The sequence below is a fragment of the Anaerosolibacter carboniphilus genome, from assembly GCF_014205875.1.
In the GTDB taxonomy this organism is placed as follows: domain Bacteria; phylum Bacillota; class Clostridia; order Peptostreptococcales; family Thermotaleaceae; genus Anaerosolibacter; species Anaerosolibacter carboniphilus.
This window is the reverse complement of record NZ_JACHEN010000005.1, coordinates 106065-127569: the sequence shown is the minus strand read 5'-3', so window position 1 is coordinate 127569 and position 21505 is coordinate 106065. Positions and strand designations below refer to the sequence as shown.

Below are 21505 nucleotides of genomic sequence, written 5' to 3'. Positions count from 1 at the left end.
GGCGAAGCCTACGGCATGTTAATGGCAGAGGGAGGAGAGAAAAAGTAGAAGAATAAATAGGTAAATAGATAAACCGGGGGGGTTTGCAGCAATGCGGGGTGATATAGCCTCGCTTTTTTCTTTCCCAAGGCGATAGCCTATCGGCTTGCAATAACCCTACGCATGGCAATGGTAGGGGGCAGATAGATTCAACCAAGTCCTGAAATAACCTCCGTTAATGAAGATACCAATGACTAAAAATGAGGCAAGTTCTATAAAATTTAATAGTTTGTGTGTGATTTTTAGTCATAGGAGAGGTTGTGTTAATATACGGTATTTTCGGTGGTAATGCAGTAGATAAGCGGGTTAATGGTAGATGTACGGTTAGAACATAAGGTTTGCATTTCGGCTGTAATTTAACCTTCCTCAGTGGAAGAAGCAGGGCGAGTTGAAGCATCAATATTTACTTTTTTAATCATTTCTTCAAAGAGATTAGAAGAAGTTTCTTTAGTTATATTCCAGCCGCAGGAATCAGTAGCATATTCAAGGGAAGTCATTGCAGGGCTATCGCCCTTCTCCTCACGATTTTCAAACATAGCATTATCACACCTTTCCAATTAGTTTACTACATGATAGCACAGATGTTTTTTCAAATAAAGGGGCATTCTTAAGGCGTTAGCCTGTCGGCTGCCAATAAACTCCGACAAGGCATTATGGAATGTGCAATGGTGAAATTTATCTAAGATGGACCTGCAAAAACCATGCGGTTTGAGCAGACTTTTTTATCTTTTTTGACTCTTATTTTTGTCTTTAATTGGGGATTGTGTGAGCATAATTTGCGGTTCCATGAGCAGACTTTATTATTTTGGGAGTACATGTAAAATCGGTGTGGCAATAGACATTCTGCGGATTTGAGCCTTGCTGTCCCTTAAGCAGACTTTTTTATGTTTTGCCATAGTTACAAAAATAAATGAGTCAAATAAAATTAAAATATTATAAAAAATAATAAAGTTTGAAAATGAATAAAAATGTTTGCTTGCAAATAATAAACCCTGCTAATGATAAAAAACATTACTTAAAAACATAAAAAAGTTTGAATAGACTCTTGAATCTTTTCTATTGGCCCGTTAGACTCGAGTCACACCAACTAGAAAAGAAGAGGTGGCAAATGGCGAAATATAATTTGAATTGGAATGAAGAAAAATTTAAGCGTTTTTTAAAGGAGGGTAGAGGACAAGGAACTGGTGTAGACTACAATCCATGGTGGAAAATAAATGACTATCCAAGTTTAGGAAGGGCAACGAGGGTTTTTTCGTGGAAAAGTAATAGGATTCACCATTTCTTTTCAGATATTCAAACTAAGTATTTTTACTTACTGGACTGGCAGGATATCGTATTAGATATTAGAGAGCATTTTCCGCTTATTGATATTGATGAAACAATAAAACAAAAAGAGGATTTAAACTTTGATATGTTTAAAGACAAAGAAACTGGAACTCCTTATGTTATTACAACTACATTTTTAGTCACCATTAAAAATAATAATGATAGTAAACCACAATATATAGCCAGAACTGTAAAGTCCTATACTGAACTAGAAAAGAAAAAAACATTGGAGAGAATGGAGATAGAGAAAAGATATTGGGAATATAAAGGAATTGATTGGGGAATCGTTACTCAAAAAGAAATTCCGGCTGTGTTTGCTAAGAATGTTGAATGGGTTCATTCTTCCTTATATTCATACAATGAGAGGGGATTAACTAAAGAAAATATTGCAGACCTAAGTAATATACTAAAAGAGCGATTACTAGATAGTTCACATTCGATAAGGAGTATCACAGCCAATTTTGATAATGAATTTAACTATGAGGCAGGTACAGGTTTGTTTGTTTTTAAATATCTAATTGCCTCAAAGCAGATTCAGATAGATATGAATAATTCTATAGATATTAATACTCCAAAGCCTATTATTGGAGCAAATAATCAGAAATTAAAGAGGGAGGAAAGTGCATATGATTGTAGTAAATAATCTTATTAGTTTTGAAATAGATAACAATAAGCGTGTTATTGAAAGAGTCTTGTGGTTAGATAAGAACAATGACATTGGATATTTTATCGATATTTACTCAAATGGCCTTCCTTACCCTAAAAGACTTAACGAGATAGAGGAAAATATGAAGAACGGTACAGTATCTATAGAAACCTCTGACCCATTTATAAAGACACTCAGCGAGTATAGTATTCCAGAGAATCATGTAACTATAAGGAATAAGGCTTGGGAGATTATTGAAGACATAGTAAAGTTAGAACCTACTATTTTTAATCCTTCTGAGAGAAGAAAAATGATATATCAGATTTGTGAATCTAAGAAAGTTCACGAAAGCACAGTGTTAAGGTATTTAAAAAAGTATTGGCAGAGAGGTAAGACGAAGCAGGCACTATTGCCTGACTATTATATGTGTGGAGGAAAGGGGAAAGAAAAAGAAGTAGGTGAGGCAAAACGAGGAAGGCCTAGAAAAAATGCATTGCTGTTTGGTCAAGGAATAAACATAGATGATGGTATAAAAAAGATATTTAAAACAGCAATTAATAGGTACTATTACACATCTTCTCAGAAGACTTTAACTTTAACATATGAATTAATGCTGAAAGAGTATTTTAGTAAGGAAATTAAAATAGAAGATAACAAGGAAATACCCGTAATTAATGCAATTTCAGATATCCCGACTTTTACTCAATTCAAATACTGGTTTGAAAAGGAAAGAAATTTAAAGAAAGAGATATCTATGCGAAAGAGTGCAAAACATTATGAGCAAAAACATAGAGCAATTTTAGGGAATTCTACAATAGAGGCTTTAGGACCGGGATCACTATATCAAATCGATGCAACTGTTGGCGATATTTACCTTGTAAGTCGCTTAAATCGTCAATGGATTATTGGGAGACCAGTAATTTATAGTATTATTGATACATTTAGTAGAATGGTTGTAGGAATCTATATTGGCCTAGAGGGACCTTCTTGGGCTGGAGCAATGATGGCTCTTAATAATGCTGCTACTAGTAAGGTGGAGTTTTGCAGGGAATATGGAATAGAGATAGATGAAGAAGAATGGCCTGTCAATTATTTACCTGAAACAATTTTGGCTGATAGGGGTGAGTTAGAGGGAAGCAATATAGAAACTTTAATAAATACTTTTCATATTAGAGTTCAAAATACTCCCCCATATAGGCCGGATTGGAAAGGTATTATTGAATCTCATTTTATGGTGATAAATACCAGAACAAAACCTATATTACCCGGCACAGTAGACTTTAACACAAGAGAGCGTGGAGATAAAGACTATAGGCTAGATGCAAAGTTAGATATTTATCAGTTTACACAAGTTATTATTAAGTGTATACTGCACCACAATAATCACCATTTTTTAAAGAATTACAATAGAGAAGAAATGATGATTGAGGATGATATAGAACCAATTCCTATCAAACTATGGAATTGGGGCATTGCTAATCGGTCAGGAAAGTTACGCTATGTCCCAGAAGACATTGTTAAATTAAACTTAATGCCGACAGGGAGTGCTACTATTACTGCACAGGGTATAAGATTCAACGGCATGTTATATGCTTGTAAACAAGCCTTAAAGGAGAAGTGGTTTGAAACGGCCCGCAATAAGGGTACTTGGAAAATATCATCTATTAGTTTCGATCCAAGACAAATGGACTACATTTACATAAGAGATGATAACGGTCTAACTTATGAAAAATGTTTCTTATTAGAAAATCAGCAGCGATATAAGAATAAGACAATTGATGAGGTAAATTATCTTTTAGAGTATGAAAAACTGCAGAACAAGAAATATCTAGAACAAAAAATTCAGACTAAGATAGATTTGATTTCTGAAATTGAACATATTGTTGAGGAAGCACAACAACAATCAATAGAAGAAAATCATGTAGGTAGTAAGAAAAAAAGGTTAAAAAACATAAGAGAAAATCGTAGATTAGAAAAAGTATTACAGCGAGAACAGGAAGCATTTGAACTAGATAAAGGTGAGGTAAAGGAAGATTCTAGAGTGGTATCTATAAATCAGACTGTCGAAGAGGAAAATGATAATGATAATGGACTTTCACTATTGTTAAAAAAACAAAAGGAGGCTCTAAAGAAAATATATGAATAAGGTAATGCTTGCAAATGGAGGAGAAGCAGTAAAAGCAGAATATACGGAGCAAGTTATATCGGAGTATTCTGGAAACCCGTTTATAGAAGCATTGCCTCCGATTTTTTCACAGGACGAGGTAGTAGAAAAAATTGCTATATATCCTCCATACAATGATAAGGAACGAGAGTTAGATAAGCAATATAAAGTTCACATAGTTCAAAGGTTATTTCAGGTCTTCCAGCCTCTAATGATTCATTTAGATTTAGAAAGCAGGATTTCTAGGATTATACGACAAGGATATTTAGCAAGAAATCCATTTGATCCAAAATATATAAGCACTTTTCAAGAGGGTTATGATGCTATACAAAATATGAATTATGATTTAAATAATAATGAATTTTTCAGAAGCACAGGATTAGGCTTAAGTATTGTTGGGATAAGCGGAATCGGAAAAACAACAGCGATTAACAGGATTATAACAATGTATCCTCAAATTATTGTCCACTCCAAATATAAAGAAACAAAGTTTAGTATGTATCAATTAACTTGGCTTAAAATAGACTGTCCTCACGATGGGTCTTTAAAAGGACTATGTGTGGACTTTTTCCTAAAAATAGATTCCTTACTTGGTACGGACTATTATAAGAAGTTTGGGCAAAGTAGATTATCTGTAAATACAATGCTACCCGTAATGGCACAAATCGCGAAAAATTGCGGCTTAGGTGTACTTATAATCGATGAGATTCAGCACCTGAACGGAGCAAGGAGTGGAGGGGGAGATAATATGTTAAATTTCTTCGTTAAATTGGTGAATACTTTTGGGGTATCTACTATTCTTGTTGGAACACCAAAGGCTCTATCAGTGTTGCAGTCTGAATTTAGGCAGGCTCGAAGGGGAAGTGGGCAAGGAGACATGGTCTGGGATAGATTAAAAAAAGATCAAAGTTGGGAGTTGCTTTTAAACGCTATATGGGATTATCAGTGGACCAGAAAAACGACATCTTTAAATAAAGAGATTATTGATATTTTCTATGAGGAAAGTCAGGGGATTACGGATATAGCAGTAAAATTATATGCTATGAGTCAAACGCGTGCGATTATGACTGGCAAGGAAGAAATAACCTCTGACTTGATTAAAGCGGTGGCACATGAAAATCTGAAGTTAGTTAAACCTATGCTAGATGCGTTAAAATCAGGAGATATCAAAAAAATTGCTCAATATGAAGATGTTTCTACAATTGATACTGACTTTTTAGGATTTATCGAAAGAGAAAGACATACTATTAATTTAGAAATGAAAATTGAAGCACTTAAAAGAACACAAAGGAAGAAAGAACAAGAATTTAAAACCAATAAAGCAGAAGAGGCAATTCTAAAACTTATTGATTTAAATATCAGTCCCAATAACGCACAGAAATTAGTAGAAAAGATACTTAAAGATGAAAATGAAGTGGAGTTAAATGAAATTGTAGTTAGAGCGATACAACTGATTCCGGATTCCGAAAAGAAAAACAAGAAAACAAATAAAAATAATAAAGAAAATAAGAATGATATAAGAAACATTGTAGAGGAAGGCCGTATCAATAGAGTTTCTGCATATGAATCGTTAAAAAATATTGGACTTATTAAAAGTTATAACGATGACTTCTTAAGTTTGTGTGGTATGATATGATGACATTTTTCCCTGTACCTTATGATGATGAAGTTCTTTATAGTATTTTGGCAAGGTATCACATTAGAAGTGGAAATATAAGTTTAAAATCAACCCTTGAAGACATATTTTCAAAGTCAAGTATAACATCTGTAATGGATTTGCCGTCACATATTAATAGAATTATAAAGAATATGCCCATAAATACTGAATATACTTCAGACGAAATAATTGAAAAATACACTCTTTACCCATTCTATACGGCCTTTTTACCTCTGGCGGAAGCAGCAAAGATAAAAAACTATATGAAAGAAGAGGAAGGAGGTAGAATTTATAACAAGATAGGCTTAATGGCGAGTTCAATATCTTTTAATCAGTATTTTAAGTTTTGCCCTCAATGTAACAAAGAGGATATGAAAAAGTATGGAGAATTGTATTGGCATAGGGTACACCAGATTCCCGGTATATTCGTGTGTCCACAACATAAAGTAATGCTGCATGATAGTGAAGTTGATGTAAGGGGATTTAATAAACACGAATATAAACCTGCCTCATTTGATGTCTGTAAGTTAAATAATGAAGCATTAACTTGCTCGGATGGTACTTTTAACCACTTAACTAATATGGCAGCAGACGCTCTCTCTCTGTTATGTAATAATTTTCATAATAAACCTTTAGAGTGGTTTAGAGAACAATATATAAACAAGTTAAAGGTATTGGGCTATGCTAATAGCAATGGAAATGTGAAACAAAAAGAATTATTAACAGATTTTGTGGATTATTATGGGGATAATCTGTTGATAATCCTTCAATCATATATAGTAATTAACAGTGAATACAATTGGCTGACTGAAATATTTAGGAGAAAAAACAAATCTACCCATCCTATAAGACATCTCCTTTTGATGAGATTTTTAGGCATTTCTGCAGAACAGTTATTTAACGACAAGATAGAATATAAGCCCTTTGGGAATGGACCGTGGCCTTGTTTAAACTCTGCCAGTGAACATTATAGAGAATTGACGATAGGGGAGATAAAAATAAAATATGGAAATGATAGTAAAAGTCCACTTGGAATATTTTCTTGTTCTTGTGGATTTTCCTATATGAGGACAGGTCCTGATAGAGAGGAAGATGACAAATTTAAGATAACAAGAATGATTACTTTTGGTCAGGAATGGGAAGCAAGACTTAAAGACATAGTTACTGAAAGGTTAAGTTTACGTGAAACAGCAAAACATCTACAAGTAGATCCAAATACAGTTAAGAAGTATGCAGAGAAACTTGGTTTAAAGACTTATTGGAAGAAGGTTGCGGAAGAGCCGATTATTGTTAGCAATAAGAATGTGGTTGATTTGGCAACTTTACATAATAAGCAAGAACTATATAGGATGAAATGGTTGGCTCTACAGAAAGTTTATCCAGAAAAAAGTAAAACTGAATTATGTCGAGATAATAAGGCAGTAAGTGCTTGGTTGTATAAGAATGATAGAGAATGGTTAAAACAACATTCTCCTCAATTGAGGTCAAATAGAAATGTAAATCTACGAGTGGATTGGGAGCAGAGAGATTCAGAAATTCTTCAGCAAGTAGAAAAATTGGTACAAGAGATGTTATCCATAGATAAGAAACCATCAAGAATTACCATAAGTTCTATAGGTAGTAAAGTAGGCCTACGACCACTACTTGAAAAACATCTTGATAAACTTCCAAGAACAAAAAAATATATGGAGCAGTATTTGGAAAGTATTAGGGATTTTCAAACAAGGCGTATTAAATGGGCCATACAAATATTAGAGAGTGAAGGAGAAGAGATTCTATTATGGAAGATTTTTAGAAGGGCTGGGATTCGAATGGAATATCAACAGGAAATAGAAAAAGAGGTAATTGGATTAATAAATGATATTAGAAGTAGATAGATATATTTATTGCATATCTTGATGAATTGAACAAAAAAGATGTTCTAACTAACATTCAGATTAGAAGATATTTTGTCTTGAAGGAAAGGTAGTGAAAGTATAAGTAATGGGTTCGTAATACAGTTAGAAACCAGTACGTTTGCCATATTTACAGTAAAATACGGCAATGATATAATGTTCTAATAAAGCACATGTGCTTTATTAGAACATTATTTTATTATCAGGGGGTGAAGAAATGTCAAAAAAGATAGTCCTATTATTAGTTGTTCTAACTCTTTTTACTGCTATTTTTACCGGTTGTGGTTCAGATAGTAATCCAATTGTTGGGAAGTGGACAGTAGATACAGTCAATGAAGATATTGAACAAGCCAAAAAAGACCAAGTTAATGTTGGAAACATTATGATTGTTAAAGTAGTACAAATGCTCTTTAACCAAGGTGCAGAAGTAGAGTTTTTAAAAGATAGTACGGCAAATATTAATGGAATAGGGATGAAATACCAATGGGTTGATGAAACACATCTTGAAATTACGCCATCAAATGGAGGTAATACTCTCATTTACGAAGCCAATCTATCAGGAGACGAATTAACTTTAAAGATTCAATATCTAACACTGACTTTAAAGAAAAAATAAAAACACTTAAGAAAGTGGATTGGTTTTGAAGAGACTGGAAGGAGGAAAAAAATGATTTTGCGTTATGCAATAGCATGGCTACCATTTATAATTATTGGGACTGTATTAGTCTTTAAAGGATACAAATTTATCAGTTCAATAAGGCTTAAGTTAGCAATTAACTCGCTAGGAGAGAATTTAACAAATGAGAAAGTAGAGAACTTTATTAAGTTGGTTAAAAGGACATCAATAACCAATCATCCAACCGAATGGAATCGTCTAAGGGCAGGATTTCAAATGGTAAATCAATCGCCTAATATTAGTTCAGATTTAAAAAGGCAATTGATGAATGTACTTATGAGCAAAGGGCTTAATTTAGGGAATATAAGAATTTTAGAAAATGAAGAAGAAAGAAAAAATCATAAAGAGCAGAAAATCAGAGAAAGCGGTGAAGAAGGAGAACGGGAAGTGCAGTACAGCCTAAAATGGCTTCCATCTGATACATATAAAGTCCTACACAATGTAAGAATACCACATCATATTGAGCGGCAGGAGTTTGACCATATCGTTCTAAGCCCTTATGCCATTTTTCATTTGGAAACGAAAAGCCATGGTGGTGAATCTGGGGGGAAAATTACTATCAGTAAAGATGGAGACTGGAGCCTGACTCATGTCGAGAACACCTATGGTATAGAAAATCCCCTGCAGCAAGTCAATAGACACGATAGAGTGCTAAAAGATTACATAGCAAAAGAGTTTCCAGACATAAAAATACCAGTAGAAGGGGTCGTAGTAATAGCGAATAAAAAGACAACCATCGAGGGCTTAGAAAATACGCCACTTGTGGTGCAAAAGGTAGATCGGTTAAATCATTATATTGAGAACTACAATAAAGAAATGAGAGCAGATGATATTTCTATTGAACTTCTTTACAATCAATTATCAAAGTTTACTGCACAAAATGAAAAGGCAGTATAAATAAATTAGAGTAAAATAAATATAAAAATCGTGTATTTTGCAGAATGCCAATTGCTAGTATACACGATTTTTTGGTATCAATGCTCTAAATTTAGATTAGAAGATTTGGATAGAACCAAGAAAAAATTGTACAAGCATGTAAGGTGCTAAAAGTTTTAAGTATTATAATGAATCAAAGTGATTCGGAAAATTAATACTCCATATATTTACAATATTTTGAAAGCAATGATATAATGTTGAAGTTGTGATGTGCTAATATAGAACATCATATTACTAAAAAAGATTTATCCAAAAAGGGGAAAGGGAGGAGATACTTTGCTGTATAAAATAAACAGAAGAACAATCATTACTTGGTTTTTGTTGATTTTGATACTGTTGCTAGTCGCAGGCTGTGCCCAAAAGGTAGATAATCAAAATAAAAAAACCGATACAACTGTAAGTGAAAACTCAGAAAAATCAGTGGATAATACTAGTAATACAAATAATAAACAAGAATCGAAGGAGGCTTCGAAAGAGGTGGAAAAGACTATTGAAACGTTCGAACCTCTAAAATTTGTAAACACGCCATTGCCCTTTGACTTGGAGCCTCATAGAACTATTACTCCATTGGGTAATGAGATAAGAAATGCTGGGCCAAGCCGTATTGGAACTTTCTACGGAGATGGATTTAGATTTCAAATTATAGGATTTCAAAACAATGTCACAACCATTAAGTTTGCAAATATAGGTAGTGAAACTATCACTTTAACAGACGAGAGCATAAAGTACATCGTGTATTCAAATGGAGGAGAAAACATATCTGGAACAAAGTTGACAGGTGCTCCTATTTCTATAGAACCAAATCAAACGAAAGATTTACAAGTATCTTTTACTGACCCTAGAACTGTTTACTTAAGGTTTAATATAAAAGATACTATAACTGAAATTAGGATTAGATCCAGCCTCCAAGATAAGCCTATATCAGATGTTACACCTCTTGTTAGTGACAGAAGTAATATGACTGATGGAGGTATTACACCTGAAGGTAAAGAAGGTCCCGTACCTGTAACTTACGCTTCTTTAGAAATTGTAGGTAATGGGTACACTAAGTTTCAAGTTCTTGGAATACAGTACACTGGCAATGATACTATAGGTAAACTTTCTAAACCTGAAAAGGGAATGCTTGCTCTTGCAAAAGTTCGCTTGGCTAACACCTCTAACGAAGAAATCTCTATAAACCAAGTTGTTATCCGTTCTATTAGCGGTAAGGGTATTACTGTTGAAGAAACTTTAAGTAAAGAAGATATGCAAAAGGCACTAGGAGATAAAGGATTGCCAACGTCTATAAAACCACAAAGCATTGTGGAAGGTTTTGTACCATTTGTCTTTAATGATTCACTTGAAGTTACCATGATTGGTATAGAGACAAATAAAGGATCAATGGCTATAAGACATTTGGATTCGTTCCCACCGCTGCAATAATTGAATAAAAGTATATTTAATTTAAGATAAGATATTAGTAACTAAACGTGAAAGTATATAAAAAGACTTTAAATTTTCTAGCACTAAACAGAAAAATTAGAGTCTTTTTATTTTGTAGGTCCTGACAAAATATGTAATGCGAGATAGAATGATATTATCATTATTGGAGGTGATTCAAGCAATTAAGAAAGCAGCAGATAAAAAAGAAATTCAAGTGTTGGAAAATGAAATAAAAAGACTGCAGAAAGAACTATCAGAGCAATATGCGAGGCATGAAGAACCATATGAGAATATTTTAAAAAAAAGTGAGCAATTGGATGTGCTAATTGTAGAATATCAAAGAAGACTAATGTAGGACCCTCAAACGGCTTATAATATGTGAATGACTTAAAATTAAGAAAGAGTAAGAACAGGACTGAATAAAGCCCTACCATACTCTTTCTATCTAATCGATATTATTTGCAGAAATTTCCAGCAGTGCTATAATTATTCTAATAAAGAACAATTAGTTCTCTATACCCAATAGCCAGTGTACACTGACATTTAAGAGTTGTGAAAAAGCAAATAGTTCATAATCTGTTACAATCCTTTTCTGAAGTTCAATTTTTGAGATGCTTGCTCGATCAATATAAATAGCCATGGTTTCAAGTTTAATGGACAACTGTTGCTGGGTTAATTTATTCTTTTGTCTAGCCGTTTTTAGGCGAGGACCGATTATATTTTTTGTATCACCTTCGGTTATTAATTTCATAGATGAAGCCACCTTTGTGTTTTATTAGAACATTTATTTTGATTGTAAATGAAAATTTAACAAGTAATGTTCTAATAAAGCACATGGTTGTTCTTATAGAGGATGGATGGGATGATAATGGATTTTAGGGGGCTTCAGTCAATATTTGTGATGTTAAATGAGCAGTGTAAAATGATATACTGCAGCATAGAAGATAGAAAAATGGCAGAAGAAATTATCAGGGATATTGATATTGAAGCCAGTATGAATGGTGAAAATATCATTGTGAAAGAGAAAGAGGACTTTAACTTAAAGATAGAAAAGATAGATCTTGAAAACACTGTACTCTTCGCTGTGACTATGGAAAAACAGTTCCATCTAGAGTTAATATATCAAGATTACTTCACGGGATTATACAACCGCAACTATTGGGAACATATCCAAAGTGGAACTATTAAATTCCCCCGGGTTTCTAATTATACAGTTGTAATGATTGATATAGATAATCTGAAGGAACTAAATGACACTTGTGGTCATGGTGAAGGCGATAGAGCAATTAAGACGGTTGGTATGTCCATTAAACAGTGTATTAGGGAAGGGGATATTGGAATTCACTACGGTGGAGATGAGTTCCTATTGCTACTTTTTGATAGTGATATTAAGGGAGCAGAAAAGGTAATATATAGAATAAGACAAGAAGTTGCTTCTAAAAATGAGAATTCAGGCATTATAGTAGAGATAAGTACCGGTATTGCCTATTCCAATTGCTTGAAAAGTCTTCAAAATACAGTGCAGATAGCCGATATGAACATGTATATGGAGAAGAAAACTAAGTATAAGAATAAAAGAAAAGGTCAGAAGAGTTATAGAAGATCCGCTGAAAAGGGAAAATGAAAACTACTGTAAACATGCTGCTAATGGCTAAAAATCATGATATAATCTTAATACAGACTATCCAACCTTTCTTTTGTCTAAAATATGTTAAAAGAAAGAACCTGTAATTACTTTGTAGTGAGGCATTAGCCGAGAAGACCGAAAGTAATTGCAGGTTCTTCTTTTAATGAAGGTGGTTTATTTGAGAGTTGACAAATATGTTGAAAAAATATCGATATGGTTATTTGACATGGCTGAAGCATTGATATATACTAATGATACAACAAAGAAGTATAGAAAAATAAATAAGAAATAATCATGAAATCAAAGCAAACTAACAAAGTATTCATTAGCCACGACTGATTAAGTCCTAGTGGTGTATTTTGTTAGTTTTTTATTTTGGGAAAGGAGATGTTTATAATGACTGAAAAAGCCATCTGGGGGAAGGTATATGATTCATGCTTTTCTATAGAGATATCTGCACAAATACAGCCCCATGGGAATAGTAAAGTAGAGTATAGTGCAGAGTTTATAGGCAAGAACCTAAAAGAGCCTAGAATAGAAGTTAGAAAGGATATTAAGGACCTAATAGAGGCAGTCTATGCTCAAATACAAAATGGAGAACTAAAGATAACAAATGCGGCAAAAGAGGAGTTCTTAAATGATAGAAAAATGATTATTGCTAAGTCTATTGAGAAGACTAATGAATTTAAGGAAGAAATTGAAGATATTAGAGATTACACAGCCATAGACAAAATATCAGAGTAACTTGTAAGAGGATAAACATTTACTTATCAAGGGCTTGATAAATAAATTCGAACTTTTGTAACTATACTGTAAAATCATTACATGGAATATTATGCTATAATGAGAGTATCTTAATGAATCCTATACTTTTTATTTTTAATTATAAGGTATAGTATTTTAAACAAAAACTGAATATCTATAAAACAAAGTATTATTAACAGAGCAAATTTTTATCAGTGGTATTTATATACACTGGTGTTTTTTGCTCTGTTATTTTTTTGAAATCTTTGAGAGGAGGAATGTGTAATGGGAGTTAAAAGGAAAATTGCACTAGATAAGTATCTAGAGTATTCGAGAAATGGAAAGAGAGTGCTGTTCGATATTGAGAACTGTAGATTGCAAGATGTATATGACGAATATGGAAAGATTAGACATATTGTAATTTGCACTGCAGGCGATAGAGCGATATATTACCAATTGGAAATAAAGGATTTCTATGAATATCTTGCCCTATATTTGGCTGGCAGAAGAGAACTTTGGGCTATGAATCAATTGGTGCAGCAATTAGTAACCCTGACTAATCAGCATTAGTAGAATAAGAATTTATAAAGGAGGTGATAAAAGCATGGCAAAAATCTATGTCAATGAGCAAAATGGAATGCTTGCAAAGGCTTCGTCTTTATCAGGAATTAAGGGAGTTGCTGAGGAATTGGGCTTCACAGTGCTTATTAGCAACTATCGTTCCTTTTTCTATTCAATCTTCCGAAAATACAATCAGGATAGTGGAAAATTTGAGTTTGTGAAGTTATCGAAAACTAATAAAGAAAAAGAAGAGGTGTTGAGGCAGCAGGGATATGAAAAAATCAAGGACGCATATAGCAATGAAATTCTACAACAATTTCTATTTTTATCCTGAAACAAAACTAATTCTAAAGAGAAAATGAAGGGGGGTGAGGGTGAGTGTATTAAATAATGTAGTAGTTGGACCATAAATATGTTGAATTATGATTGTCCAATAAGCCGACAGAATATAGAAACTCTGAGAAAAGGATATTTTTATACTAGTAACGGGAGTTACTTTATTCTACAGGCATCTAGTGAATGTTATTGTAAATAAGTTAAACGAAAGGAGATGTTGTAAAAATGAGAAAAGTGATTAATAAAAAGGCGTATGATACTGAAAAGGCTGAATTGGTGGCAGAATTTTATAATGGTTTTTCTAGAAGTGATTTTAGATATTTATATGAAGGACTTTATAAAACTTCGAAAGGAAACTACTTTATACATGCAGATGGTGGACCTATGTCAAAATATCATGAAAGAGTTGGAAATAGTACAACAGGGTTAGAAACTATTATTCCGGTAGATTCTGAAGAGGCATATGAATGGCTAGAAGAGCATAATGAAACTGAGTCTATAGAAAAATATTTCTCTGATATGATTCAAGAAGATTAACCATAAGAATGAAAGTTTATTGTTGAATATTAATTAAATCAGGGCAAAAAGAGAATAAACCAAAATATCAAACAAAATATAACTACAGTTATCTAAAACAGCACAAAAACAAAATTAAAGAAATTACTTAAAAAAGCATGCCCTTTGTTAAAAAAAACAAAGGAGGGCATTGCTATGAAAATTAGAATATCTTTAGATAGTAAAAACTTTGATAGAAAACCAACTAAGAAGGAAACTGCACATATTTCAAATCGGATTGCCAAAAGTTCAACTGAAATATTAGTTGAGAACTTTGCTAAATTCACAGTACAACCTTATGGCAGGAGTTTTTCAAGTGCAGTTTTTGGAGAAGGGCAAAGAACGAATGCTTCATGGAAGAGTCAGCAGGTATTTGCTTTAGATATAGACAATGGGCTTACAGTAAAAGAAGCACTGAAAAAGTGTAATGAATTTAATCTAATGCCTGCATTTATATATACTACTTTTAGTTCAACATCAGACTATGAACGATTTAGGATAGTATTTATTCTTGAACATGAGATAGAAGATATTAGAGTAAGAGAGTTTGTTCAGAAGTCATTAATAAAGGTCTTTCCACAGACAGATACTATGGCAGGAGACGCTGCTCGAATAATGTTTGGAGGAAAAGAAATTGTCTATAACAACTTTGAGAATACTGTTTCAGTGATTGATATTTGCCATGCCGCGTCTGCAGTGATTAGAAATGGTCCTAATCCTACCAGAGATATGGAAAATTTCTGCCGCTCCGCAGGAGTAGATATGTATAATGGCTACCCTAAACTGGTTATTTTCAACAATGATAAAGACATGCCTAAAATTAATGAAGAGCACAATGTGTTTGTCTGCATGACTAAAAATGGGACAACATTATTAAATAATAGTAGTTTGTGTGTAGAAAATAGTCCTATGAACTATGTCATTTTCTTTAGTAAACCAAATACAAAGGAATTTCATATATCGAGTGAAAATAAAGGCAGTTTTAAATTTGATATCCAAAAGCAACGAGAGAAGAAAAAATTAATTAGGAATTATCCTTATGAAGAATTGTATAAGAATTGCACCCTATATCGAGAAGCAATTGAAGGAAGATATTGGCTTCACCATATGGAAATCTTCGGAATAATGACAAATCTACTCCAAATAGAAGGTGGTTCAACCAAGGTAGAACAAATTTTAAATAGCAGAAAAGAATACGCTGAGAAGGCGGATAGTTGGAGTACAATGGCAAATCAGATAATAAAGTCAAACTATCAACCATGCCAGTGTGAATACTTTTGTCCAATGCAGTTTGAAAGCAATTGCAATCACTGCTTAAATATGATTGAACAAGGGAAACTTGTAAGAGGTAGAATACATGTAATGGGTAAAACAAAAGCAAGAACTTTGGAAGAAGCAGAAAACGAACTTAGTGAAAAATTTGAATCTATACTAGATAATGATAAGAAAGGTATCTATATCATTAAAGCCCCAACTGGTATAGGAAAGACTGAATTGTATTTAAATGCTTGTAAGAATAAGAATCTGACAGTAGCAGTGCCGACTCACGAGTTAAAATGTGAAATTAGTGAAAAAATGAAAAGTAAAGGCATACATCATTTTGTTATGCCAGAACTGCCAAAAATGAGTGCAGCAGATACTAAGGAATTACAAAGACTTTACGATAGCGGTTCTTTTAGAGGAGCCAATATATTTTTAAAACAGAAGGCGAAAGAATGTGAAGAAGTTGAACGTTATCTTGGTAAATTAAAGAATGCAAAGAAAATAAGTAATGAAACTATTATTACAACACATCATAGACTGCTCTATGATAAGGATTTTAATGATACTGTTATAGTAGACGAAGATATAATACTAAACGCTATGTTCCCCATATCTCATATAAAAATGGGAGACTTATCAATGGTTAATGCAAAGATAAGAATGAAATCAGAATTTGCAGCCTCAAAAGGGACTTTACAAGGAATAGAGCAGGAAATATTGAATGCACAATATGGACTAGTTAAAGAAACACCATCGTATTTTCTTCATCTTGCAGAGGAAATTGAAAGAATGATTATTGAGGACGAAACTATTGATTCTAACATATTGGGATTTTTGAACTCTAGCCGCTATGTAAAAGTAAATGGACCTGATAATATTGAATATATTTATTTTATAGGCAAAAGGCATCTCCCTGATAAAAAAATAGTTATTTTAAGTGCTACAATCAATGAAAACATTGCAAAAATCGTTTTTGGAAATGACATCTTCTTTTATGATATGGGAGAAATAGAGCAAAAGGGAGAAATTATTCAAATTCCTACTAAAAGTTATTCTAAATACTCAATTAATAGGGACTATGATGGTATGCTTAACATGGCTGAAAAACTAATTGAACTGTACAACCCTAATAGTAAGGTGATAACATATAAAAATTATTTTCAAGATTTAATTAATACCAATTTTAACTTCTGGAATACGGCTGGAAGAGATAATTTAAAAGGTGAAAATATCACTATTATTGGTACGCCTCATGTTAATCCTTTAAGATATTTATTATTCAGTAGTGTGTTGGGATATAGCATCAGATTAGACGATAGTATTATGTCCTACCAGCCAGTGACAAGAGGAATTTACAAGTTTTATTTTCAAACCTACAGTAGAAATGACTTTCTCAGGGAGATACAATTCTATATGATTGAGAGTGAACTTATTCAAACTGTGGGGAGGGCAAGAACCTTAAGAGAGCCTTCAAAAGTGTTATTGTTAAGTAATTTCCCTGTACCGGGTGCAGAGTTTATATTTCTTTCACAACAAGAATTGAATGAATATAAAAAGAAGAATATTGAATAAAGAATATTCCTAATGGACCTGCGTTTATTTCGAATGCATGCTATACTAAACATGTAGTCAGAAATGTCTCCTTTGTTAGTGATATATTATACAGTAAGAACCTTCCTGTCAAAAGAACTTCCTTTGGCAGGGAGGATTTTTACTATAGAGCATAAAGTTATCTAGTAGAAGATCAGCAATCTTTTATGAAGAATGAGGTGAGGTTTTGAGTATAATTCATGTTATAGAAATACCAGAAATTTTTATAGATAATCCGATAGAACTTTTAAATGAACTTATTCATAATGCCTGCATCATTATAACTGATGAGCGGTATAAGTACAAACATAGACTTAAGAAAATTGAATGGGTAACTGCGGCTCTTTTAAATAAGTATTGTAGAGACAATAAGATTAGTATAAATAAGTTAATCAAGGAGACTGATTTAGAAATTTATTATAATTTATTGAGAGATTTCAGGAAAAAAGACTCTGACTCTCTTTTCTTTGCTAGAAGTGCGATAACTGCATATAAAATACATGGCTATATAGTAGAAGATACAAACGGGGAAAGCAATTGATAATAAAAAGAGATTCTATATTAATCAAAGATGGGTGAGTTAAATGGGTTCTAATAAAAAGAAATCTGATAAAGGTAAAGTGGAAATTTGGGAGTGCAAGAATATAGATGATAGCATTTGGGAAATGGAAACTGAACAATTAATTATCTATTTAAAGAAATTATCCAAAATTAAAGAAGATAAATATACTGCTAAAAGCAAGGGTAAAATTAACGAGGATATATAGGAAAAAATATTGTATAGGAGGTGTTAAAGATAAGTAAGACATTAGAGAGTTTTTTTATGGCTACATATACGGTTTTGATGGCTGCCCTTTTTTCATGGCTATTTTGGATCATATTTAAGCCAAATATCTCAATGCAGCAGTATTTCACTTATACAGTAGTGGGTGAAAGTTTTGCAACTGCCATTATTGATGAAATACATAAAGGCTGTATGGAAATAAAAAGGATATGCAGAGAATAAAAACCTATATTTTAAAAAGGTATCAACAAATACTCAAATGAACTTTAAAATTTATTTTTTAAAATAAAGGATTGTCTTGTAGAAAATAGAATAGACGCATGTGAATAATTACTTAAGATAGTCAGGAACACGGATTATAAGAGGATGTCCCCCTCTTTTTATTGACGTGTTCTTTTCTATTTCATCAGAAAATCTAGGAGGTGCAAACGAAAGGTAATTTAAACGGTCTTGATGTATAAGCAATAACTATTTATCTCAAGTTGTATTTTGTTTTCATTGGTATGATCCCAATAGTAATTTGTAAATCCCCAAACTTTCTTTAGTATTTTTCATTTTGGCCGGGAAATATCCCGGCTACCTTTTTAAAAATTTGTAATTAAAGGAGCGGATAATATGGAAGAGCAAAAAATGATTCAGGATAGTCTAGAGCATATTTTAGAAGGGAAAATGGGATGCAAGGTTGAAGTGGTTGATATACAGAGGCAGGATAATAAATACTTGGTACAGGTGGATATAAAAAGGAAAGGAAAAATAGTAAGACTGCAAAAACCAATTTCTATATGGGCATTGAGCAATTAAGTAAATCGCAAGTTTTAATAGTAAAGAACTCTGTTTAATTCAGTTATCTTTAATAAAGTTACTGATATATACAGAGTTTTTTAATTTTTGGTGAGCAGTCAAAGAGAAGAATGAACTCTATTAACAACAGTTATAAATACATCTCAATATTTAATAATCATTATGAATTGGCATTGAATATTATTGAATATTATTAAATATTATTAACGGTTTGCCGATGTAGAGAAAATCTGTTAACAACAATTATGAAGTGATATTAACTATTATAAATAAATCATATATGTTATTAATTATGGTTCTTTAATGATATTGAAAAGATGTCTACTATGAGCCATTGGTGAGTGAGGACAATATTTTATCTAAGATTAAATGGGTGAATAAAATAAGAAAAAAATGAATTAAATCAAATGTAACAGTAATTATCATAAAAACCCATAAAATATTGCTAATATTCCTGAAAATGAAAGAATTCAACTTGAAATGAAGCATTTATGTTGAGTATTATATGGCATTTAATTCTAAACATGAATGATATTATAGGGCTTAAGAATTTATTCAGGCCTGACATCTATCTCTCCCAATACCCCTGCTGAAAAAAATAATTATAGACAAGAAAAAAATGAAAAAAATAGATTTTGACAGTATATATGTGACATTTAATCATAAGCCCCTATGATATTTATAAATAGCCTATTTTAATGGATTTTAGCATTATAACATATTAGCAGGAGATGAACAGAAGGTATTGAATGAGTTTCTATGAGTGTACTGATAGAACTGTTTGTAGAGATAGGAGGTGGCAAATGGCAAAGGATTTAGATAAGATAATTGATAAACTAGTAGAACAGTTTAGAAATGAATTACAGGCATTAAAGGATGTTGAATTTCAATCGGATTATATAGAATTCTTGAGGCAGGAACTACGTGAGGAATTTCTAATTTGTAAGAATGCTCAATTAGAGGAAAGGCTTATAAAGGAAATTCAATCAGAATATAATTCCTAAAAATATGATGAAAAATCAAGGATTTAAAGAGGTTGTGAAGAATTAGAATTCAGGCATATGGTAGACTCCAGATAGTTAATGAGGAACATGAAGATGGACAGGTGATAGAGTCCGTTTTTCTGATTCCTCTATTTTTTTACAAACAAAGGAAAGAGGTGAAGGTTTGAGGTAGGTTCCAAATTGTACTAACAATAAATCTTTGGTTCCAAAAACAACTAATAACATATGAAAGGGGAATTTAATAATGAAAGAACTCAAAATTATTGGTATTGACCATGGAAATGCGAGTATTAAGACACACACAGGGTTTGAATGTAAGTCAGGTTTCACCATTCTCAATGATGAGCCTATTTCTCAGAAAAGACTATTACAATTTGAATCCAAATATTATTCTATTGGTTCAGAGAGATTTCCAGTTAAAGCAGATAAGACTTTAGATGAAGATTTTTTTGTTTTGAGCCTTGGGGCGATAGCAGAGTCGATTGTTGATGTTGCTAATGGTTTAGTGGGAGAAAGAGACATAATCTTATCGGCTGGGCTGCCTATTGTGAATTATGGAAGAATGAAAGAGCGGTTTAAGTCGTATTTTATCAGAAATAACATTGGCTTTATTTATGAAAGTAGAGAGTATTTAATAAATATAAAAGACTGTTTTGTTTTTCCTCAGTCTTATTCTGCTCTACTAACTAAGTTTTCAGAATATAAAAATCTTCCATTAGTAAATGTATGTGATATTGGAGGAGGAACGTGTGACTGTTTTGTAATTGAATATGGGTTATTAAATACTTCATCTTGTTTCTCTTTGCCGGTAGGGGCTATTCACCTTTACAATAACATAATACAACAGGCTCTTGCATTAGGATACCATTTAACAGAATCTCAGATTCAGCAGATGATACTAGGCAAACAACCTACATTTAAGGATGAAGGGCTTTTTAAAATAGTTAATGATACTGCCACACGATTTACTCAAAAACTACTATCGCAAGTTGGTGAACATGGTTTTGAACTTAGATTGAATCCAACAGTCTTTTGCGGAGGAGGTTCAATACTACTGAAGCAAATTCTTGAAGAAAATAATACTGGTTATACAGAAGTCATTGAAGATTCATTTACTAATGCCAAAGGGTTTGAAATGTTAGCAAAACAAAAGTTGCTTAAAAGGTGATAGTATGGATTATATCAAAAGAATTAATCTTAGTTTGGATATTAGGCGAGGAGAAGATCGACGTGTCAATGATATTTTAAAGGTTAAAACACATAAAACGGCATATGTTATAGAGGCTATACTATCATTTGAGGCAAGCAAGCAGGATGGTCTTAATAATAATGCTATTAAACAGGCACTGAGAGAAGTATTAGGAGAGATCAATATAAACATTGAGACAAAGAATAAAGGGATCAAGCAAGAGATACCAGAAGCAGTATTCAATATCTTTGAACAAATATAAACACAAAAATACCAGTCCATACCTGACT

General features: G+C 32.5%; 23 protein-coding genes. 21 read left to right on the top strand and 2 right to left on the bottom strand.

From position 1 onward, the window contains the following. Nucleotides 1–395 precede the first annotated feature (395 nt). Entirely contained in the window at nucleotides 396–575 is a 180-nt protein-coding gene (locus tag HNQ80_RS05825) for a hypothetical protein (RefSeq protein WP_184309018.1), read from the bottom strand. 572 nt (nucleotides 576–1147) lie between these two features. Here HNQ80_RS05825 and HNQ80_RS05820 point away from each other — a divergent pair. From HNQ80_RS05820 to HNQ80_RS05785, 8 genes are all read left to right on the top strand, one after another. Further along, nucleotides 1148–2008, top strand: a complete 861-nt coding sequence (locus tag HNQ80_RS05820) for a TnsA endonuclease C-terminal domain-containing protein (protein WP_184309096.1) — start codon at nucleotides 1148–1150, stop codon at nucleotides 2006–2008. Then, nucleotides 1992–4157 (top strand): Mu transposase C-terminal domain-containing protein, encoded by a 2166-nt coding sequence (locus HNQ80_RS05815; protein ID WP_184309094.1) that lies wholly within the window; start codon nucleotides 1992–1994, stop codon nucleotides 4155–4157. Before HNQ80_RS05820 ends, HNQ80_RS05815 begins: the two co-directional genes overlap by 17 nt. Next, entirely contained in the window at nucleotides 4150–5811 is a 1662-nt protein-coding gene (locus tag HNQ80_RS05810; RefSeq protein WP_184309093.1) for an ATP-binding protein, read from the top strand. Before HNQ80_RS05815 ends, HNQ80_RS05810 begins: the two co-directional genes overlap by 8 nt. Next, nucleotides 5808–7709, top strand: a complete 1902-nt coding sequence (locus HNQ80_RS05805) for a TnsD family Tn7-like transposition protein (RefSeq protein WP_184309091.1) — start codon at nucleotides 5808–5810, stop codon at nucleotides 7707–7709. The genes HNQ80_RS05810 and HNQ80_RS05805 overlap by 4 nt, the downstream gene beginning before the upstream one ends. 235 nt (nucleotides 7710–7944) lie before the next feature. Beyond that, nucleotides 7945–8343 (top strand): hypothetical protein, encoded by a 399-nt coding sequence (locus HNQ80_RS05800; RefSeq protein ID WP_184309089.1) that lies wholly within the window; start codon nucleotides 7945–7947, stop codon nucleotides 8341–8343. A 51-nt stretch (nucleotides 8344–8394) separates the two neighbouring features. Continuing rightward, on the top strand, nucleotides 8395–9300 hold the full coding sequence (locus tag HNQ80_RS05795) for a nuclease-related domain-containing protein (protein ID WP_184309087.1): 906 nt from the start codon (nucleotides 8395–8397) through the stop codon (nucleotides 9298–9300). A gap of 315 nt (nucleotides 9301–9615) precedes the next feature. After that, a complete protein-coding gene (locus tag HNQ80_RS05790) occupies nucleotides 9616–10761 on the top strand; it encodes a hypothetical protein (protein ID WP_184309085.1) in 1146 nt (381 codons plus the stop codon). Between the two features lie 136 nt (nucleotides 10762–10897). Continuing rightward, nucleotides 10898–11116 (top strand): Spo0E family sporulation regulatory protein-aspartic acid phosphatase, encoded by a 219-nt coding sequence (locus tag HNQ80_RS05785; RefSeq protein WP_207726876.1) that lies wholly within the window; start codon nucleotides 10898–10900, stop codon nucleotides 11114–11116. Nucleotides 11117–11266: 150 nt separating this feature from the next. Here the strand turns inward: HNQ80_RS05785 and HNQ80_RS05780 are convergent, their stop codons facing one another. Continuing rightward, nucleotides 11267–11512 carry a helix-turn-helix domain-containing protein gene (locus HNQ80_RS05780; RefSeq protein ID WP_184309081.1) on the bottom strand — a complete coding sequence of 82 codons (246 nt, stop codon included), beginning with the start codon at nucleotides 11510–11512 and terminating at the stop codon, nucleotides 11267–11269. A 117-nt stretch (nucleotides 11513–11629) separates the two neighbouring features. Here HNQ80_RS05780 and HNQ80_RS05775 point away from each other — a divergent pair, with 117 nt between their 5' ends. The 13 genes from HNQ80_RS05775 to HNQ80_RS05715 all read left to right on the top strand — a co-directional run bounded on the left by HNQ80_RS05775 (nucleotide 11630) and on the right by HNQ80_RS05715 (nucleotide 21477). Next, nucleotides 11630–12385 carry a GGDEF domain-containing protein gene (locus tag HNQ80_RS05775; protein WP_207726875.1) on the top strand — a complete coding sequence of 252 codons (756 nt, stop codon included), beginning with the start codon at nucleotides 11630–11632 and terminating at the stop codon, nucleotides 12383–12385. A gap of 399 nt (nucleotides 12386–12784) precedes the next feature. Continuing rightward, a complete protein-coding gene (locus HNQ80_RS05770; RefSeq protein ID WP_184309077.1) occupies nucleotides 12785–13132 on the top strand; it encodes a hypothetical protein in 348 nt (115 codons plus the stop codon). 285 nt (nucleotides 13133–13417) lie between these two features. After that, nucleotides 13418–13702 carry a hypothetical protein gene (locus tag HNQ80_RS05765; RefSeq protein ID WP_184309075.1) on the top strand — a complete coding sequence of 95 codons (285 nt, stop codon included), beginning with the start codon at nucleotides 13418–13420 and terminating at the stop codon, nucleotides 13700–13702. 34 nt (nucleotides 13703–13736) lie between these two features. Then, the gene (locus HNQ80_RS05760) at nucleotides 13737–14027 is read left to right on the top strand and encodes a hypothetical protein (RefSeq protein WP_184309073.1); all 291 of its coding nucleotides are present in this window, start codon (nucleotides 13737–13739) and stop codon (nucleotides 14025–14027) included. A 227-nt stretch (nucleotides 14028–14254) separates the two neighbouring features. Further along, nucleotides 14255–14566, top strand: coding sequence for a hypothetical protein (locus HNQ80_RS05755; RefSeq protein ID WP_184309071.1), 312 nt, complete (start codon nucleotides 14255–14257; stop codon nucleotides 14564–14566). 174 nt (nucleotides 14567–14740) lie between these two features. Further along, complete coding sequence (locus HNQ80_RS05750) at nucleotides 14741–17419, top strand: hypothetical protein (RefSeq protein ID WP_184309069.1); 2679 nt, start codon at nucleotides 14741–14743, stop codon at nucleotides 17417–17419. A 205-nt stretch (nucleotides 17420–17624) separates the two neighbouring features. Continuing rightward, nucleotides 17625–17978 (top strand): hypothetical protein, encoded by a 354-nt coding sequence (locus HNQ80_RS05745; RefSeq protein WP_184309067.1) that lies wholly within the window; start codon nucleotides 17625–17627, stop codon nucleotides 17976–17978. Nucleotides 17979–18021: 43 nt separating this feature from the next. Next, on the top strand, nucleotides 18022–18204 hold the full coding sequence (locus HNQ80_RS05740; RefSeq protein ID WP_184309065.1) for a hypothetical protein: 183 nt from the start codon (nucleotides 18022–18024) through the stop codon (nucleotides 18202–18204). Between the two features lie 56 nt (nucleotides 18205–18260). Then, nucleotides 18261–18443, top strand: a complete 183-nt coding sequence (locus tag HNQ80_RS05735; RefSeq protein ID WP_184309063.1) for a hypothetical protein — start codon at nucleotides 18261–18263, stop codon at nucleotides 18441–18443. A 393-nt stretch (nucleotides 18444–18836) separates the two neighbouring features. Next, the gene (locus tag HNQ80_RS05730; RefSeq protein ID WP_184309061.1) at nucleotides 18837–19022 is read left to right on the top strand and encodes a hypothetical protein; all 186 of its coding nucleotides are present in this window, start codon (nucleotides 18837–18839) and stop codon (nucleotides 19020–19022) included. 803 nt (nucleotides 19023–19825) lie between these two features. Then, a complete protein-coding gene (locus HNQ80_RS05725; RefSeq protein ID WP_184309059.1) occupies nucleotides 19826–20026 on the top strand; it encodes a hypothetical protein in 201 nt (66 codons plus the stop codon). Between the two features lie 244 nt (nucleotides 20027–20270). Next, nucleotides 20271–21194 (top strand): ParM/StbA family protein, encoded by a 924-nt coding sequence (locus tag HNQ80_RS05720; protein WP_184309057.1) that lies wholly within the window; start codon nucleotides 20271–20273, stop codon nucleotides 21192–21194. A 34-nt stretch (nucleotides 21195–21228) separates the two neighbouring features. Next, nucleotides 21229–21477, top strand: a complete 249-nt coding sequence (locus HNQ80_RS05715) for a hypothetical protein (protein WP_207726874.1) — start codon at nucleotides 21229–21231, stop codon at nucleotides 21475–21477. The last annotated feature ends 28 nt before the right edge of the window (nucleotides 21478–21505 follow it).

Bases quoted from the DNA above. Each gene is read 5' to 3' on its own strand.
- HNQ80_RS05825 (WP_184309018.1), bottom strand. From the start codon at position 575: ATGTTTGAAAATCGTGAGGAGAAGGGCGATAGCCCTGCAATGACTTCC.
- HNQ80_RS05820 (WP_184309096.1), top strand. From the start codon at position 1,148: ATGGCGAAATATAATTTGAATTGGAATGAAGAAAAATTTAAGCGTTTT.
- HNQ80_RS05815 (WP_184309094.1), top strand. From the start codon at position 1,992: ATGATTGTAGTAAATAATCTTATTAGTTTTGAAATAGATAACAATAAG.
- HNQ80_RS05810 (WP_184309093.1), top strand. From the start codon at position 4,150: ATGAATAAGGTAATGCTTGCAAATGGAGGAGAAGCAGTAAAAGCAGAA.
- HNQ80_RS05805 (WP_184309091.1), top strand. From the start codon at position 5,808: ATGATGACATTTTTCCCTGTACCTTATGATGATGAAGTTCTTTATAGT.
- HNQ80_RS05800 (WP_184309089.1), top strand. From the start codon at position 7,945: ATGTCAAAAAAGATAGTCCTATTATTAGTTGTTCTAACTCTTTTTACT.
- HNQ80_RS05795 (WP_184309087.1), top strand. From the start codon at position 8,395: ATGATTTTGCGTTATGCAATAGCATGGCTACCATTTATAATTATTGGG.
- HNQ80_RS05785 (WP_207726876.1), top strand. From the start codon at position 10,898: ATGCGAGATAGAATGATATTATCATTATTGGAGGTGATTCAAGCAATT.
- HNQ80_RS05780 (WP_184309081.1), bottom strand. From the start codon at position 11,512: ATGAAATTAATAACCGAAGGTGATACAAAAAATATAATCGGTCCTCGC.
- HNQ80_RS05775 (WP_207726875.1), top strand. From the start codon at position 11,630: ATGGATTTTAGGGGGCTTCAGTCAATATTTGTGATGTTAAATGAGCAG.
- HNQ80_RS05770 (WP_184309077.1), top strand. From the start codon at position 12,785: ATGACTGAAAAAGCCATCTGGGGGAAGGTATATGATTCATGCTTTTCT.
- HNQ80_RS05765 (WP_184309075.1), top strand. From the start codon at position 13,418: ATGGGAGTTAAAAGGAAAATTGCACTAGATAAGTATCTAGAGTATTCG.
- HNQ80_RS05760 (WP_184309073.1), top strand. From the start codon at position 13,737: ATGGCAAAAATCTATGTCAATGAGCAAAATGGAATGCTTGCAAAGGCT.
- HNQ80_RS05755 (WP_184309071.1), top strand. From the start codon at position 14,255: ATGAGAAAAGTGATTAATAAAAAGGCGTATGATACTGAAAAGGCTGAA.
- HNQ80_RS05750 (WP_184309069.1), top strand. From the start codon at position 14,741: ATGAAAATTAGAATATCTTTAGATAGTAAAAACTTTGATAGAAAACCA.
- HNQ80_RS05740 (WP_184309065.1), top strand. From the start codon at position 18,022: ATGGGTTCTAATAAAAAGAAATCTGATAAAGGTAAAGTGGAAATTTGG.
- HNQ80_RS05735 (WP_184309063.1), top strand. From the start codon at position 18,261: ATGGCTACATATACGGTTTTGATGGCTGCCCTTTTTTCATGGCTATTT.
- HNQ80_RS05730 (WP_184309061.1), top strand. From the start codon at position 18,837: ATGGAAGAGCAAAAAATGATTCAGGATAGTCTAGAGCATATTTTAGAA.
- HNQ80_RS05725 (WP_184309059.1), top strand. From the start codon at position 19,826: ATGGCAAAGGATTTAGATAAGATAATTGATAAACTAGTAGAACAGTTT.
- HNQ80_RS05720 (WP_184309057.1), top strand. From the start codon at position 20,271: ATGAAAGAACTCAAAATTATTGGTATTGACCATGGAAATGCGAGTATT.